The sequence below is a fragment of the uncultured Duncaniella sp. genome, from assembly GCF_910578445.1.
Taxonomy (GTDB): Bacteria; Bacteroidota; Bacteroidia; order Bacteroidales; family Muribaculaceae; genus Duncaniella.
This window is the reverse complement of record NZ_CAJTQC010000029.1, coordinates 1-18,444: the sequence shown is the minus strand read 5'-3', so window position 1 is coordinate 18,444 and position 18,444 is coordinate 1. Positions and strand designations below refer to the sequence as shown.

General features: G+C 52.3%; 11 protein-coding genes. All 11 read left to right on the top strand.

Annotated elements, in window-relative coordinates:
* The first annotated feature begins 115 nt into the window (after positions 1-115).
* The 11 genes from QZ311_RS10585 (at position 116) to QZ311_RS10535 (ending at position 18,261) form a co-directional block, all read left to right on the top strand.
* Positions 116-1,633 (top strand): glycoside hydrolase family 28 protein, encoded by a 1,518-nt coding sequence (locus QZ311_RS10585; protein WP_297067593.1) that lies wholly within the window; start codon positions 116-118, stop codon positions 1,631-1,633.
* A 581-nt stretch (positions 1,634-2,214) separates the two neighbouring features.
* Positions 2,215-3,909, top strand: a complete 1,695-nt coding sequence (locus QZ311_RS10580) for a glycoside hydrolase 43 family protein (RefSeq protein WP_297067590.1) — start codon at positions 2,215-2,217, stop codon at positions 3,907-3,909.
* Positions 3,910-3,979: 70 nt separating this feature from the next.
* Positions 3,980-4,915: a pectinesterase family protein gene (locus QZ311_RS10575; RefSeq protein WP_297067628.1), complete on the top strand. Its 936-nt coding sequence runs from the start codon at positions 3,980-3,982 to the stop codon at positions 4,913-4,915.
* A gap of 76 nt (positions 4,916-4,991) precedes the next feature.
* On the top strand, positions 4,992-6,482 hold the full coding sequence (locus tag QZ311_RS10570) for a tagaturonate reductase (RefSeq protein ID WP_297067585.1): 1,491 nt from the start codon (positions 4,992-4,994) through the stop codon (positions 6,480-6,482).
* 11 nt (positions 6,483-6,493) lie between these two features.
* The gene (locus QZ311_RS10565; protein WP_297067583.1) at positions 6,494-8,005 is read left to right on the top strand and encodes an altronate dehydratase family protein; all 1,512 of its coding nucleotides are present in this window, start codon (positions 6,494-6,496) and stop codon (positions 8,003-8,005) included.
* A gap of 129 nt (positions 8,006-8,134) precedes the next feature.
* The gene (uxaC, locus tag QZ311_RS10560; RefSeq protein ID WP_297067580.1) at positions 8,135-9,550 is read left to right on the top strand and encodes a glucuronate isomerase; all 1,416 of its coding nucleotides are present in this window, start codon (positions 8,135-8,137) and stop codon (positions 9,548-9,550) included.
* A gap of 3 nt (positions 9,551-9,553) precedes the next feature.
* Positions 9,554-11,059 (top strand): MFS transporter, encoded by a 1,506-nt coding sequence (locus tag QZ311_RS10555; protein WP_297067578.1) that lies wholly within the window; start codon positions 9,554-9,556, stop codon positions 11,057-11,059.
* Between the two features lie 413 nt (positions 11,060-11,472).
* Positions 11,473-14,844: a TonB-dependent receptor gene (locus tag QZ311_RS10550; protein WP_297067575.1), complete on the top strand. Its 3,372-nt coding sequence runs from the start codon at positions 11,473-11,475 to the stop codon at positions 14,842-14,844.
* 21 nt (positions 14,845-14,865) lie between these two features.
* Positions 14,866-16,698, top strand: a complete 1,833-nt coding sequence (locus tag QZ311_RS10545; RefSeq protein ID WP_297067572.1) for a RagB/SusD family nutrient uptake outer membrane protein — start codon at positions 14,866-14,868, stop codon at positions 16,696-16,698.
* A gap of 32 nt (positions 16,699-16,730) precedes the next feature.
* Complete coding sequence (locus QZ311_RS10540; protein WP_297067569.1) at positions 16,731-17,222, top strand: hypothetical protein; 492 nt, start codon at positions 16,731-16,733, stop codon at positions 17,220-17,222.
* A gap of 103 nt (positions 17,223-17,325) precedes the next feature.
* On the top strand, positions 17,326-18,261 hold the full coding sequence (locus QZ311_RS10535; RefSeq protein WP_297067567.1) for a hypothetical protein: 936 nt from the start codon (positions 17,326-17,328) through the stop codon (positions 18,259-18,261).
* Positions 18,262-18,444 lie beyond the last annotated feature (183 nt).

Sequence of the window (18,444 nt, the reverse complement as noted above, 5' to 3'; positions counted from 1 at the left end):
TAAATAATTATTACATAGCCGGTTTGTAGATTTCGCGACGTAGTGTTAATTTTGCACTCTGCAACCCAAATATTTAAAATTCAAACCCCAATCATTATACAATAACAACAGAACCATGAAGAAAATCCTATCAGTAGTGGCAGGTTTGTGTATCGGCTTTTCGGGCATAGCCCAGACAGCCCTCTCCGCCACCCCGGGTGCGGCCAAAGACTGCTGCGAAAAAGTATGTGAAAAAAAGGAAGCGTGCAAAAAGAAATGCACGGCATCGAAAAAATGCACTAAAAACTCCGGCAAAAGTCTTGACGCAAAAGAAGCATGGGCTACCCTCTATCCACAGATAGAAAAATCAATCCAAGCTCCGACGTTCCGCGACAAGGACTACAAGATTTTTGATTACGGCAAAAAGTCCAAGACCAAAGGATTCCTCTACACCGAGCTTATAAACAAGGTAATCGACCTCTGCTCAAGCGAAGGCGGCGGCCGCGTAATCATCCCGAAGGGAACTTGGCTGACAGGCCCTATCACCCTCAAGAGCAATGTCAACCTCCATCTCGAAGAGGGAGCTACACTGCTGTTTTCCGACGACCCGAGCCAGTATCCCATCGTGAAGACCCGCTGGGAAGGCATGGACTGCTATAACTATCAGCCTATGATCTATGCCTATCAGCAGGAAAATATCGCACTCACCGGCAAAGGCACTGTCGACGGCGGAGCTTCAAATGAAAACTGGTGGCAGATGAGCGGCAAGCGCGGTTATGTCGAAGGCCCTGTCACTCAGAAAATCGGCCGTCCGCTGCTTCAGATCTGGAACGAAGAAGGCGTGCCCGTCGAAAAACGAATCCTCGGCGACGGCTACGGCATGCGTCCGCAGCTCGTCAACCCTGTAGAATGCAAAAACGTGCTTATCGAAGACGTGACGCTTCTCCGCTCCGCATTCTGGGTGATCCATCCCCTCTTCTGCGAAAATCTCACCGTCAAGGGTGTCCACATCCAGAACGATGGCCCTAACGGCGACGGCTGCGACCCGGAATCATGTAAGAATGTCCTCATCGAAGGATGCTACTTCGACACAGGTGACGACTGCATCGCAATCAAGAGCGGACGTAACCGCGACGGACGTGAGCAGGCTATTCCGTCGGAAAACATCATTGTCCGCAACTGCAAGATGAAAAACGGTCATGGCGGCATCGTGGTCGGAAGCGAAATCTCAGGCGGATTCAAGAACCTTTTCCTCGAAAACTGCGTGATGGACAGCCCCGAGCTTGACCGTGTGGTACGCATCAAGACCAATGCCTGCCGCGGAGGCGTAATCGAGGACATCTATGTGCGCAACGTGGAAGTCGGCCAGTGCAAGGAATCAGTGCTTAAAATCAACCTTGTCTACGAGCCCAACGAGGACTGCGACCGCAGCTATCCTCCGACTGTGAAAAATGTATGGCTCGACAATATCACATGCAAAAAGAGCAAATATGGTGTGATGATTGAAGGCTTCAAGGAAATCTGCAACATTGACAACATCAACGTCGACAACTGCCACTTCGACGGCGTGACATCCGATGGAAATTCCATCACAGGTATGACCAAAAATGTCAGATTCAACAATCTCTACATCAACGGAAAGCTGGTGAAATAACCTACCCGGAATCACCATAGTCCGAAATCCGAACAGAAAAGTCCGTGACGGCTGCAAACAACAGCCTGCACGGACTTTTTATTTTTGTCGCCTTTTCATCCACACATACGGAAGAAAATCGGAATATACTCCTAAAACTTTTGCATTCAGTCAAAATATGTCGTACATTTGCCTATATACCTAAAAATCATAAGAAACATCCAACTACCCCTATAATATAAAGTCGACAGTTCCCACACAATAACACATAAGCCGACAACAGCCTACCATTTGTCAAGGCTATCCCTCCCACAGCCCCGCAGGATACAGTAAGAAATACTTCTCACCATCCTGCGGGGCTTCTTAGTTGGTATAATTTAATTAGCATATTTTTAGCATACATTTCAGACTAAGCGTTAATTATTTTAAAAGTTTGTTGAATTTCGACAGAAAATCATTAACTTTGGAAGAAAATTTACGCACTTAAATCTATAACTCTCAAAAACTTACCTTAAACGGCTAATTTACTATCATTTAGTAATCTCCGCTAAGTGTGCGGAAACAATGCCGTTCACACAGGTTATAGTTATTTTTTACACCTCATGAATCTAAGTAAACGTATCACATTCCTTACCATAGCGGCTGCGGCCTCTCTGGGAGCATTTGCCGATGGAAAGTCCTACACTTCTCAGATATGGTCGCCAGACCTCGGCAACGGTCAGTACAAAAATCCGATTATCGACGCAGACTACTCCGATCCGGACGTGGTCCGTGTAGGTGATGACTACTACATGACCGCGTCGAGCTTCTGCGACATCCCCGGCCTGCCCATCCTTCACTCAAAGGACCTTGTCAACTGGACAATCATCGGCCATGCCATATCCGAAATGCCTGAATATGCACAGGCTGCACCCGATCCCAGCCACGGCAACCATGTATGGGCCCCCTCAATCCGCTACCACAACGGAGAATTCTATATCTACTACGGAGACCCCGACCTCGGAATCTTCATGACCAAGACCAAGAATCCGGCAGGTCCGTGGGAACCGCTCGTTCATGTCCACAAGGCAAAAGGCATCATCGACACATGCCCATTCTGGGATGAAGACGGAAAGGCATACATCGCCCACGGATATGCAGGCAGCCGCGCAGGCGTCAAGAGTATCCTCGGAATGATCGAGATGACACCCGACGGAACTGCTACCATCGGTCAAGACCGTATGATCTATGACGGCCACATCGAAAACGAAACCATCGAAGGTGCGAAAATGTATAAAGTCGGAGACTGGTACTACATCTTCTCGCCCGCAGGAGGTGTCGCAACCGGATGGCAGGAAGTCCTGAGATCAAAAAGCCCTTGGGGTCCTTATGAAGTGCGCAACGTGATGGATCAGGGCAAGTCAAGCGTCAACGGCCCTCATCAGGGTGCATGGATTGACACTCCCGACGGCAAGGAACACTGGTTTATCCACTTTCAGGACAAAGGACCGTGGGGACGCGTGGTCCATCTCCAGCCAATGGAATGGCGCGAAGACGGCTGGCCCGTCATCGGTGTCGACCCTGACGGCGACGGTCGCGGCGAACCTGTCATGAAATATCGCAAACCCAACGTAGGCAAGACATATCCCGCAGTCAATCCGGTTGAAAACGACGAGTTTGACGGCACTACTTTAGGATTGCAGTGGCAGTGGAAGGGCAACCCCAGCGCATTGTGGTATTTCTGTGAGGCCAACACATCGAAACTCCGCCTCTTCTCTCACAAGACAAGCGACAGCCCTCGCCTATATGACGCCGCAAACCTCCTCCTTCAGAAGTTCCCCGGTGAAAACTTCACCGCAACAGCCAAAGTCCAGTTCTGTCCGCGCAAGCGCAACGGAAAAGTAGAGGTCGGTGAACGCGCCGGTATCGCAGTCATGGGATATAACTATGGTGCTCTCGCCCTCGAAAGCCGTGCCGACGGCATCTATCTCACTGAAGTCGGTGCAAAAAGCGCCAACAAGGGAAATAAGGAGAATGAAATCGAAGCCGTTAAGCTCGATGGCGGCGACAAAGAAATGTATCTCCGCGTCCAGATCAAGCGCACAGGAGTCAAGAATCCGACTTCGAAAGACGACTACAAGGGCGAAGCAATATTCTCATACAGCTTCGACGGCAAGAAATTCACAACCTTCGGACAGCCCATCAGCCTTACAAGCGGCCATTGGATTGGCTCAAAAGTCGGTCTGTTCTGCGTACGCAACTGGGAAAGCAACGACAGCGGATGGCTCGATGTCGACTGGTTCCGCATAACCAAATAACACAGACTGCCACACAGCCCTGTCAATCAAGACGAACACAATGAAAATAAAGCTCATATCACTTCTTATCATGCTTCTTCCGGCAGCAATGGGACTCAAGGTCTCTGCTGCCGAATACAAGCATGACATCTATGTCAACCAAGACGGTTCGGGAGACTACACCACAATCACCGAAGCCCTCGATGGCATACGTGCATATATGGAATATACGGTGACAGTCCATATAGCAAACGGCACATACAAGGAAAAAATAATCATCCCCTCGTGGCTTAAAAATGTAAGCTTCATCGGTGAAGACCCTGAAAAGACAGTCATCACTTTCGACCATCACGCAAATATCGACAAGATGGGTACATTCCGCACCTATACCGTGAGAGTCGATGCCAACGACGTACTTTTCAAAAACCTGACAATCGAAAACAACGCCCCGCAGCTCGGACAGGCAGTGGCGCTCCACACCGAAGGCGACAAGATACGTTTTGTCAACTGCCGCTTCCTTGGAAATCAGGACACTATTTTCACCGGTGGCAAAAACGCCCGTCTCTATTTCGCCGACTGCTACATCGAGGGTACTACCGACTTCATCTTCGGCCCTGCAACAGCCTATTTCAAGAACTGCGACATTTTCAGCAAACGTGACTCATACATCACAGCCGCATCCACACCTGAAGATGTGAAATTCGGATATATCTTCGACAGCTGCAAGCTCCGCGCCGCCGACAATGTGAAGAAAGTATATCTCGGCCGCCCGTGGCGTCCTTATGCCCACACGGTGTTCATCAACTGCGAGATGGGCTCACACATCCGTCCCGAAGGATGGCACAACTGGAACAACACCGACAACGAACGCACAGCCCGCTATGGCGAATACCGCTCAAGCGGTCCGGGCGCATCGCAGTCGGGACGTGTCGGCTGGGCGATGAAAGTCACCGACAAGGACGCTGCCGCCTGTCGGAACATGTCGGAAGTCTTCGCAGTCACCACCGGCTGGAATCCCGCAGAATGATAATACAAAATATCGTCAATTCTCTCCTTTCTTCTTAATCTGACAACAACTAATCAAATCACAATACTTATTAATCATGAAAGCTTTAAACAAACTCACCGCTCCCAAAGCAGTGGCTCCCGAAAGAATCATCCAATTCGGCGAAGGCAACTTCCTCCGCGCATTTGTTGACTGGATTATCAAAAACATGAACGACAAGACCGACTTCAACTCATCGGTTGTAGTTGTTCAGGGTACACCTGATGCCTTCGTTACCCAGCTGCTCGAGGGTCAGGACTGCCTCTATCACGTAAATCTTCAGGGCCGTCTCGACGGTGAGGTGATCAACTCGCTCACACGCATCGACGTGATCAGCCGTGCGCTCAGCCCCTTCACTCAGTTCGACGCCTTCCTCGCGCTCGCCGATCAGCCCGAAATGCGTTTTGTAATCTCCAACACAACTGAAGCCGGTATCGCATTTGACCCGGAATGCAAGCTTTCTGACCGTCCCGCCGCTTCTTATCCCGGCAAGCTCACTCAGCTTCTCTACCGTCGATTCAAGACTTTCAACGGCGCTGCCGACAAGGGCTTCATCATCATGCCTTGCGAGCTCATCTTTGAAAACGGTCACCACCTCAAGGAAATCATCTTCAAGTATATCGACCTCTGGAAAGAGGAACTCGGCTCTGACTACGAAGCATTCAAGAGCTGGTTCAGCGACAGCTGCTACGTATGCGCCACACTCGTTGACCGCATCGTTCCGGGATTCCCCCGCAAGGACATCAACGAAATTCAGGAAAAACTCGGCTACAGAGACAACCTCGTCGTTCAGGGCGAAGCATTCCACCTCTGGGTTATCGAGCGCGCATCAAACATCTCGATCGAGCAGCTCCGCGCCGAATTCCCCGCTGAAAAGGCTGGTCTTCAGGTGCTCATCACCGACTCTGAAGCTCCCTACCACGAACGTAAGGTTACACTTCTCAACGGTCCTCACACCGTTCTTTCGCCTGTTGCATTCCTCAGCGGCGTGAACATCGTGCGCGACGCCTGCAACCACCCCGTTATCGGCAAATACATCAACAAGGTGCAGTTCGACGAACTCATGCAGACCCTCAACCTCCCCATGGAAGAGCTCCAGAAGTTCGGTGCAGACGTGCTTGAACGCTTCAACAACCCCTATGTTGACCATCAGGTGACTTCAATCATGCTCAACTCATTCCCGAAATATCAGACCCGCGACCTCCCCGGCCTCAAGACTTATCTCGAACGCAAGGGCGAACTTCCCAAGGGTCTCGTGCTCGGTCTCGCAGCCCTCATCACATACTACAAGGGCGGCAAGCGTGAGGACGGCACTGAAATCGTTCCGAAGGACGACCAGAAGATCATGGACCTCCTCACCCAGCTCTGGGCTACCGGCGACACCCGCAAGGTGGCTGAAGGCGTACTCGCTGCCAAGGATCTCATCTGGGGCGAAGAACACGGCGACCTCAACACCATCCCCGGTCTCACCGACCTCGTCACCGAATACCTCAACTCCATTCAGGAAAAGGGTATGCTCGAAACTGTCAAAGAAGTCGTTGAAGCTTAATCTCAGCCCGGATGAAGGACTTTCTCAAAATCAATCCCGCCGACAACGTTGCAGTCGCCATCAGCCCGCTCTCAGCAGGCACGACTGTCAACGTCGACGGTGACGAAATAACACTTGTGGCCGACATTCCCGCCGGCCACAAGTTCGCCCTCCGCGAAATCGCCGAAGGTGAAAACGTAATCAAATACGGCTTCCCCATCGGACATGCACGCCACGCTGTGAAGAAGGGCGCGTTCCTCGACCACAACGACATCAAGACCAACCTTGAAGGCCAGCTCGACTATTCCGACATCTCTATCGACAATCCATCGCCCGAAGCACCCGGCGCAGCTCTCAAGGGAGCGGAAGCCACTTTCATGGGCTACGAGCGTCCCGACGGTCAGGTCGGCATCCGCAACGAAATCTGGGTTATCCCGACCGTAGGCTGTGTCAACGGCATCGCAAAGCAGATTGTCGACCGTCTCAACGCCGAGACCAAGGCTGAAGGCGTGGACGGAATCTTCGCATTCCCCCACAACTACGGCTGCTCACAGCTCGGCGACGACCACGAGAACACCAAGAAGATTCTCCGCGACATGGTGCTCCACCCCAATGCAGGAGGTATCCTCGTCATCGGTCTCGGCTGCGAAAACAACCAGCCTAAGGTCTTTGAGGAATTCTGTGGCGACTACGACCGCAACCGTGTCAAATTCATGGTGTGTCAGGAAGTCGAAGGCGACGAAGTTGAAGCCGGTCTCGAAATCCTCCGCAGCCTCTACGAACAGGCCCGCACATTCGAGCGCACTCAGCAGCCCGCGTCGAAACTCCGCATCGGCCTCAAGTGTGGCGGCTCTGACGGATTCTCAGGCATCACAGCCAACCCGCTTCTCGGAGAATTCTCCGACTGGCTCTGCGAGCAGCAGGGCGGAACAACCGTACTCACCGAAGTGCCCGAAATGTTCGGAGCTGAGACAATCCTCATGCGCCGTTGCGCTGACGACAAGCTCCTCGGTGAAACCGTATCGCTCATCAACAACTTCAAGGAATACTTCCTCAGCCACGGCGAACCCGTCGGCGAGAACCCCTCGCCCGGCAACAAGGCAGGTGGCATCTCGACTCTCGAAGAAAAAGCCCTCGGCTGCACACAGAAGTCGGGCAAGAGCCCTGTATTCGGTGTGATGGAATACGGCGAACGCATCCACAACCACGGACTCAACCTCCTCTCAGCCCCCGGCAACGACCTCGTGGCCTCGACTGCACTCGCCGCCGCAGGCTGCCAGATGGTACTCTTCACCACCGGTCGCGGAACTCCCTTCGGCACATTCGTCCCCACAATGAAAGTTTCGACCAACTCAGGCCTCGCACAACGCAAGCCCACATGGATCGACTTCAACGCCGGACGCCTCGCCGAAGACAGCACAATGGCCGATGTCCTCGCCGACTTCGTGGCCTACGTGCTCAAGGTCGCATCAGGCGAACAAGTTAATTCCGAAAAGAGCGGAATCCACGAAATCTCGATTTTCAAAAACGGAGTCACTCTCTGATTTCATTCCCCCTACGGTGGTTACAGCTTTCCCGGCACTTCACAAAGCGCCTTGCAAGCGGTAACCACCATAATCACATTTTTCTCTACCTCTTACCTTTTAACCTCTTAAACCCAAACACATCAACGCATGAAACCTTTCATGGACGAAAACTTCCTGCTGCAGACCGAAACCGCACAGAAGTTATATCACGAACACGCGGCTAAAATGCCCATCATCGACTACCACTGCCACCTCATCCCCAAGATGGTTGCCGATGACCACCGTTTCAAATCAATCACCGAAATCTGGCTTGGCGGTGACCACTACAAGTGGCGTGCCATGCGCTCAAACGGCGTAGACGAACGCTTCTGCACCGGCACTGACACCTCTGACTGGGAAAAATTCCAGAAGTGGGCCGAGACTGTCCCCTACACTTTCCGCAACCCGCTCTACCACTGGACTCACCTCGAGCTCAAGACAGCATTCGGAATCGACAAGCTCCTCAACCCCGAGACCGCCCGTGAAATCTTCGACGAGTGTAACGACAAGCTCCTCAACGACCCCAACATGACCGCACGCGGACTCATGCGCCACTACAACGTAGAGACCGTCTGCACAACCGACGACCCCGTCGACACCCTCGAATACCACAAGCAGGTGCGCGACAGCGGTTTTGAAATCAAGATGCTCCCCACTTGGCGTCCCGACAAGGCTATGGCCGTTGAAGTCCCCGCCGAATTCCGCGCATACGTAGAGAAACTCGCTGAAGTTTCAGGCGTGGAAATCAACAAGTTCCACGATATGATCGACGCCCTCCAGAAGCGTCACGACTTCTTCGAGGAAATGGGCTGCCGCCTCTCAGACCACGGCATCGAGGAATTCTATGCCGAAGACTACACCGACGCTGAAATCGAAGCCATCTTCGACAAGGTCTACGGCGGAAAGGAACTCACCAAGGAAGAAATCCTCAAGTTCAAGAGCGCCATGCTCATCATCTTCGGTGAAATGGACTACGAATCAGGTTGGACACAGCAGTTCCACTACGGAGCTATCCGCAACAACAACACCAAGATGTTCAAGCTCCTCGGACCTGACACCGGTTTCGACTCAATCGGCGAATTCACCACTGCAAAGGCATGTGCGAAATTCCTCGACACTCTCAACACCCGTGGCAAGCTCACCAAGACCATCCTCTACAACCTCAACCCCTGCGCCAACGAAGTCCTCGCAACCATGCTCGGCAACTTCCAGGACGGCACTGTAGCCGGCAAGATCCAGTTCGGTTCAGGCTGGTGGTTCCTTGACCAGAAAGACGGTATGGAGAAGCAGATGAACGCCCTCTCGCTCCTCGGTCTGCTCAGCCGCTTCGTCGGCATGCTCACCGACTCGCGCTCATTCCTCTCATACCCGCGCCACGAATATTTCCGCCGCACACTCTGTAACCTCGTCGGCAACGACGTTGAAAACGGTCTCATCCCCTACACAGGCTACGAAGAAAACCGAGTAAACCAGATGATCGAGGATATCTGCTACAACAACGCCAAGAACTATTTTAAATTCTAACCTATGGCAGCAGCAACCTCCCCCCTTGCAGCAGCAAACAAGAAGATGACCAACTTCCGCTGGACCATCTGCGCGCTGCTTTTCCTCGCGACCACAGTCAACTACATGGACCGTCAGGTGCTCTCGCTCACTTGGAAAGAGTTCATTTCACCTGAATTCCACTGGACCGATGCCAACTACGGTCTGATCACAGCCGTATTCTCCATCGTCTACGCTGTGGCCAACCTCCTTGCCGGACGCTTCATCGACTGGATGGGCACTAAGAAAGGCTACCTCTGGGCAATCGGCGTATGGTCGGCAGGCGCATGTCTCCATGCAGTCTGCGGCGTGGCCACCGAAGCCACTCTTGGCATACACGACGCTGCCGGTCTCGTAAAAGCCACCGGCGACGTCGCCATGACAATCGCGACAGTATCTGTCTACTTCTTCCTCGCGGCCCGCACCATTCTCGCCCTCGGTGAAGCCGGAAACTTCCCCGCAGCCATCAAGGTGACTGCCGAATACTTCCCCAAGCGTGACCGTGCCTATGCCACATCCATCTTCAATGCCGGATCGGCTGTCGGCGCTCTCATCGCCCCCTTCACCATCGGCCCGCTCGCAAAATTCTTCCAGAGCATCGGCTGGGGCAACGGCTGGGAAATGGCCTTCATCATCATCGGTGCTCTCGGCTTCGTCTGGATGGGCTTCTGGGTTGTCCTCTACAAGAAACCCGCTGAAAATCCCCACGTAAACGCCGCCGAGCTTGCCTACATCGAGCAGGACAACGAAACTGCCGACGAGACCGCCAAGCAGAAAGCCGAAGTCGAGGACAGCGAGACTGCCACAATCCCCTTCTGGAAGTGTTTCAAATACCCACAGACATGGGCAGTGTTTGTCGGCAAATTCATGACCGACGGTGTGTGGTGGTTCTTCCTCTTCTGGACACCCGCCTACATCACCGACGTGTTCAAGCTTTCCACCTCGTCTGGCGAAGGTATGGTCATGATTTTCGTACTCTACCTCATCACCATGCTCTCGATCTACGGTGGCAAACTCCCGACAATCTTCATTGACCGCGCCGCACGCCGTGGCATCAACATCGACCCCTATGCAGCCCGCATGCGCGCGATGCTCATCTTCGCAGTGTTCCCCCTCCTCGCACTCCTTGCACAGCCACTCAGCTCAATGTCACCCTGGCTCCCCATCATCATCATCGGTATCGCCGGTGCTGCCCACCAGTCATGGAGCGCCAACATCTACTCTGTCGTAGGCGACATGTTCCCCAAATCGACCATCGCCACCATCATCGGTATCGGCGGCATGGCCGGTGGTCTCGGATCATTCCTCATCAACTACGGCAGCGGCATCCTCTTCGACTATGCGGCACAGACCAATATGGCATTCATGAGCTATGAAGGCAAACCTGCCGGTTACTTCATCGTATTCTGCATCTGCGGTGTCGCCTACCTCGTAGGCTGGGCAATCATGAAGCTCCTCGTCCCCCGCTACAAGAAAATCGAAGTAGCCTGAACCCTGTAGATCAACGGGGCATAAAACACAATAACCCCTTCGATTGGAATTAGTCGGACACCGATTACATCTTTACACATAAGTCCCTCTGTATTTGGCAATTTAAGTCAAAAACGGAGGGACTTATTTTTATTGTAAAACTCACACCATTAAACCTGAAAATCTCACCCGAAAGGCTCTACTTCATACGGCTAATTCGCTGTAACACATTGAAATGTTAATGAATAGATTTTATGTTAAATATTTTGTTGGAAAGTATTTTTATACTAAATTTGCCAACCAATACATGAAATTCGCAGCAAATAATATCAAGTATAACCAACCCAAACTTAGAAATCAGTGCTTAATCAATCACACCGTTAAATCAGCCTGAACAAACAATACTCATCATAATACCCATTTTAGTAACTATCATGAAACAGAGACCAAAATCTCTATCATCCGTACTCGGATCAAACAATGTCGACCGAAAGTTGGCTTGCGGAGTGCTTGCATTCGCCCTCATAGGCGGAACAGGCCTGACAGCCAATGCTGCCGACAGCAATAGGGGGGGGTATTTAGCTGCCCCTCAAGCAGATAGCAACAAGCACACAGTCTCAGGTGTAGTCGTTGACGAAAGCGGCGAACCGATGATTGGCGTGTCAGTAATCCAAGAAGGGACAACAACAGGCATCGCGACAGACTTTGACGGACGCTACACTCTCAACGTCCCCGCAGGCGCGACCCTCAACTTCTCCTACATCGGATATAAAAGCCAGAGTGTAAAGGTCGGCAACCGCACTACCATCGACATTACAATGCAGCCCGACACCGAAGTCCTCGACGACGTTGTCGTGATCGGCTACGGTACGGTCAAGAAAAACGACCTCACCGGTTCGGTTTCTTCCGTAGACACAAAAGCACTTAACGCAAAGGGCGCACCAACCGCACTTTCAGCTCTTCAGGGTGCAAGCCCCGGTGTGAACATCGTACAAAGCACAGGCCGTGCGAACGGCAATTTTGACATCCAGATCCGCGGTAAGTCGTCAATCAACTCAGGGACAACACCTCTGTTCGTTGTCGACGGTGTGATGTGTGACAACATCGACTTCCTCAACCCGCAGGACATCGAGCGCATGGACATCCTCAAGGATGCTTCGTCGACAGCCATCTACGGCTCTCGCGCCACAGCCGGTGTCGTGATGGTCACAACACGAGGCGGTATGAACGTCAACCGCAACGTCAAGACATCAATCACATACGACGGCTACTACGGCATCAACCACGCCACACGTATGCCCGACTTCATGGACGGTAAGGAATACTACAACTACCGTCTGGCAAAATTCATGAACAACGTGACCCCCTTCGGACCGCAGACAACCTATGGCCCGAAGACACAGGTCGAACTTGGACAGGCTCTTCTCCAGACCGTGAAAAACGACTATGAGTCACCTTTCCGCCTGAAAGAAATGATTGCCAACGGTGAGACCGTCGACTGGCCTTCACTCGTCACCCGCGACGGCAGCCAGCAGAACCACTACCTCGCCATCGGCGGCAGCAGCGAGACTGCCAACTACCACTTCGGCATCGGCTACAACGGACAGGAAGGTCTCTATCGCGGTGATGACTCCAAGACCTATTCGTTCAAGGGTTCTGTCGACGCACGCATCAACAAAGTAATTGAAGCAGGCTTCACCTTCAACCTCGCACGCATCGACACATCATATGCCGACGACGGCGCTATCTCAAACGCCTACCGCGTCAACACCTTCATGCAGCCTTACGACTCTGAAGGCCATCTCAACCGCTATCCCGGTGCGAAAGGCGCTCTCGGAACTGACGACCACCAGTTCACCGACTTCGTCAACCCCCTCTACTCGATGAAGAACCAGACTCACGAGAAACGCCTCTACCGCGCTCTCGGTAATGTCTACCTGCAGCTCAATCTCATGAAAGGTCTCAATGTCAAGACGACATTCTCACCCTCCTACAGCAGCTCACGTGAAGGCACATTCACCGGCTACATCGACCCCGAGACCGGCATGACCTACGCCGGCGGCGAACCCTCGTCGAGCGAGGCAAAGGTCATCAACAAAAACGGCTTCGCCTACGTCTGGGACAACACTATCAACTTCAACCGCACCTTCAACAAGGTTCACAACGTCAACTTCATGGGTCTCTTCTCTATGGAAAAGAGCACTTCGGAGACCTACACCTATGTCGCAAACGGCGTGAATGAAAACACCGACTGGTGGAACATGGGTTCGGGCACAGTCAACTCAGCTTCCGGCTCAGGATACACTGAGTACAGCATGATGTCATACGCCCTCCGTGCAAACTACAACTATGACGGCAAATACTTCGCCACCGCCACAGTCCGCTGGGACGGTTCGTCGAAATTCGCCGACGGACACCGCTGGGGCTCATTCCCCTCAGGAGCGCTCGCTTGGCGTATCAGCCAGGAAGAATTCCTCCGCGATGTAAGCTGGATCGACAACATCAAACTCCGCGCCAGCTACGGTAGGACCGGTAACAACGACGGTATCGGCAACTTCGACTTCATGGTCGGAGTCAACGGTCCTAATTACTATCCCTTCGGTCCGGATTACTATCAGGGCTTCTATCCCTCGGGCATCGTCGACAAGAACCTGAAGTGGGAGACTTCAACCGAATGGGACTTCGGTATCGACTTCGGCTTCCTCAACAGCCGTATCAACGGTACAATCGACTTCTACAACAAGAATTCCGAACACCTCCTCTATCCCGTCGAGCTTCCCCTTGAATCAGGAGGCGGCACAATGAACACAAACATCGGTAAGGTGCGCAACCGCGGTTTCGAGCTTTCACTCAACACTGTCAACATCACCAACCGCACATTCGAGTGGACCACCACCCTCAACTTCTCACTCAACCGCAACCGCGTCAACGAAATCAACGGCACAGGCAACTTCGCGTCATCAAGCGACGTTTCGAAATGGCTTTGGATCGGCTACCCGTATGACAACGTCTACACTTGGGACTGGACAGGCATCGTCAGCGACCGCAACATGGTTGTCCCCGACCATGATATCGCCCGCGCCAAAGGCTTCACTCCCGGCGAGACAGTACGTTCATGCGACTACTACTATGCCTGCTACGGCCTGACCGAAGGACAGCCCATCATTCGCGACAAGGACGGCAACGGCACTATCGACGAAAATGACAAGGTCATCTTCGACAGCCAGCCCGACTTCACCGCCAGCCTTACGTCAAACATGAGCTACAACCTTCCCAAGAAGGGCGGTATGATCGACTTCTCGTTCAACCTCTATGCAAGCGTCGGCGGAAAGGTGGCCTCTCCCTTCCTCGGAGGCGACTACTATGACTACCATGACCGTGGCCGTGGCAAGATGATGTTTGACTACTACATCCCTGCAGGCACACTCATCGACTGCGACGGTATGCGCGCCGACGGTACATATATCAATCCTGTCTACCAGACCGAGACTCACTACGGCAAGTGGCCCACACCAAACTGTGGCGAATCTGACGGTATCGGAACTACGCTCACTTATTTCCAGGCCGCACGTCAGGTGACCGACGCATCATTCCTCAAAGTGAAAAACATCACCGTCGGCTACACCTTCGCTCCCCAGCTGCTCAAACACATCGGCTGCAATCAGGCACGTCTCTATTTCACAGTGACCAACCCGTTCGTATTCACAAAGTATGAAGGCTACGACCCCGAATGGGCAAAAGCCGCTCTCAAGAACCAAGGTCCGAGCGTTGTCTCTTATCAGATTGGCGCAAGCATTAAATTCTAATCCCTCAGTTTGAACACCAAAATGAAATCATACAAATATATCGGAATGGCTCTGCTCACTGCTGTCACCCTTTCGGGCTGTAGCGACTTTCTCGATACAGAAAACAAGAGCAACGCCAACCAGAACGGTGAGGAATTCTTCAAAAAGAACGCCGAAAGCCTCCTCACGACTGCCTATTATTCATTCCGCGACATCGTCAATATGGTCGATATCGCCGATCAGGGCACAGACCTCTATATCAACGCACGCGGTGCGGACGACGGAACTTTCTCCCTCTATAACTTCGATCCCGAAAACGGCACTATCGAGAACCTTTACAAAAATTGCTATAAGGCCATCAACTATGCCAACGGTGTCCTTTCCTACACCAACGACCCGAAGCTCGTGGCCGAAGCCACCTTCCTCCGCAACTGGGGCTACTATTATCTCACCCAGCACTTCGGCGGCGTACCTTATGTGACAGCCTATATCGAAAGCTCGACCCGCGACTATCCCCGCGCTGCTCTGGCCGACATCTATTCAGGAATGCTCGCCGACCTCGAAGCTTGCTACAACGAAGCAAGTCTTCCCGAAATTGACCACACAGGCCGCGTGAGCAAGCGCGCTGTGGCAGCTCTCGCAGCCAAGACAGCCCTCGCCGCAGCATGGGACCTCGGCACTACACTCACTGACGAAGTCAAGGGCACATACACAGTGACCGACCCCGACATGTTCCGCACGGCAGCCGCATGGGCAGAGAAAGCCATCGCCGGAGTGCAGCTCACCATGTCGTTTGAAGACAAATGGTCACCCAAAAACGAAGGAAACGCCGAAGAAATCTTCTCAATCCAGTATGACCGTTTAGGTTATCCCGGCAACAAGACCAACGGCGGCCACAGCCTCATGTATGACTACATGGGCTACTATGGCAACTGCGTGCAGACCGGCCACAAAGGCACAAAGTCAGGAGGTACAAACTCGCTCTCTACAAAAGTAATGGAGCTCTTCGAACGCGGAGACCAGCGCTACGAGGGCACATTCATGACTGTCAACTATAACCCGGAGCTCAAAGACGGAGTTGTAGGCTGGGGTGACGACGGCTACCTCGCATATTACAACCTCTCGGCTGCAGAACTCGCCAAGAAGCCTATTTCTGTAAAATTCTATCCCTCATACACCACCGAGGCCGAAGCTCTCGCCGATCTCGAAAGCATCAAGTCGCAGACACTCAAGTTCGCCAACAACACTCATGGCAACAACCTTCCCTTCGCCTGCATCATGGGCGCAGATCAGGTCATCCAGTGGTATTTCAACGCGGACGGCTCTCTTCAGGCCAAGAAAACCGTGAGCACCGCCGATTTCATCAAGGCCGGTTTCGCCTCTTCGCCATGCGTGAAGAAGTGGGACGACCCCGAGTCTGAAAACGTAACTGCGTCCAACTGCTACCGTGACATCGTTGTCTACCACACCAGCGACATGTATCTCATCGCAGCCGAGGCCTACCTCCTTGCCGATGACCAGCCCTCAGCCCTCAGCAAAATCAACGCTGTCCGCAACCGCGCCGGTCTCCCCTCGCTCGCGTCGTTCAGCAGCTACGAAGCGCCCTACTCTATCTCAAGCAGCTTCAACGAGACTCCTCTCGACCTCGTGCTCGACGAACGTGCCCGCGAACTTTATGCCGAGCGCACACGCTGGGAAGACCTCCGTCGCACCCGTCAGCTCGTACGCTACAACATCGAGTTTGCCCGCGCCATCGACAACGTAGCCGACATGCAGAACTTCAAGGGAGAAACCAAATGGTATCGCCCCATCCCCGCTAAGGAAATCAACAACAACACCTCGATGACTCTGGAGGATCAGAATCCCGGTTATTAATCGAATTTTAAACGCAAGTAACTTATAAAAACATGAATAAGATTCTTAATCGCCTCTTTATCCTGACCGCTCTTGTCATGGCTCTGTCAAGCTGTAAGGACGAGGCTGAAATACCCGGCCACGGCAAACCCGGAAACCCTGAAAAAGAAGTAGCCGGAACTTATGTCGGAACATGGACTAAGACTCAGCGCAACTCTACTGCCGAGCCTGTCACCGCCGAAGGCACTCTTACGCTTACCGCTACCGACGAAGCCTACATTACAGTTGTCAAAATCGGATGTGAATCGGCATCGATGGATTTCAACAACACATCCAGCTTCGCAAGCACCGAAAGCCGCGCCAACATCGTGAACCAGTCAGCTCAATATGTATTCTATAACGTCCTGACCACAAACGGGCTCGGAACATCGTTCAACGGCACTGTCTCATTCGGAGGAGAGGCAACCATGACTTTTGCAAAGACAATCCGTCAGGGACGTGTGACTTACACCTATGACTACACCTTCACAGGGACAAAACAGTAATTCCGAATCATAAAAACTTTCATCCGGAGACCACGTGGTCTCCGGATGAATAAAAACAGAAACCAACCAATCTACATTGTTTAATTTTAAATTTCTTACCACGATGAAGAAAAATTTACTACTTCTCGCTTCTCTCGCAGTGGCTTTCGGCGCATCTGCTCAGGTTGAAACCATCTTCTTCAACTCAGATCTCGTACCTGAAAAGACAACCGTAGAAGGCGGTACAGTACTTGGTCAAGGCGAAGCCGGCGCATTCAAACTGGCTTATACCGACGACTGGGGTCCCCAAAGCATCGCCATGGACGGCTACAACGCAATCAGAATCAACGGCGTTGACCTCGGCAAAATGCCTTCAGGTATCGGCGGCAGCACTAACCCCGGTGGATGGTCAACCTCAACCGCAGCCGGCAACGGCGCTGTTTTCCTCTTCGAAGCAGCAAAAGACGGTTATGTAACCATCCCTTCAAAGTTCTCTTCAAACAAGAACTACTGGGTATTCGAAGGTCTTGCAGGCGAAGGTGAAATGTGCATGTCCTACACTCTTTCTGTCGAAGGCGTATCAATCGGCAAACCCCTCTCCTACACTCTTCCCGCCGACGCTGACGGCTACCTCAACCTCAATGCAGCCGACATCGACAAATATGTCGACGGCACTTCTGTAAGATGGCCTGAGAAAATCGCTTTTGGCGCTGACGCTGCCGATATCAAGAAGAACGGTTTCGGCGTTATGATGTTCCCCGTTTATGCAGGCTGCAAGTACCTCTTCGGCGCTCAGGGCTCAAAGATGATCACCTGCGGTGTTATCTTCACTACAGAAAAGCCCTCTGTAACACTCTACGGCATTCCCGCTGAAGGCGAAGATGCTCCTGAAGAATTCGCAATCAACTACCCCGGTGGCGACACTTCTGCAATCGAATCTATCATCACAGACCAGACTGTTGACGAAAACGCTCCTATCTACAACGTGATGGGCCAGCGCGTCACCAAAGAATACAAGGGTATTCTCATTCAGAACGGCAAGAAGTTTATCAACTTCTAATTCAAGAATTCATACACAATTCTATTTCGCATCAGAGAGGTTATGTCACGAGACATCGCCTCTCTGAATTTTTTTCTCACTCCGTAATCCACACCCTCAACCCACTCCATACCACACTTTTTATTCTTTAAATAACGTGAGTTCGATATAAGAAATCAGAACAACGTCAATTGATTGTCCGAC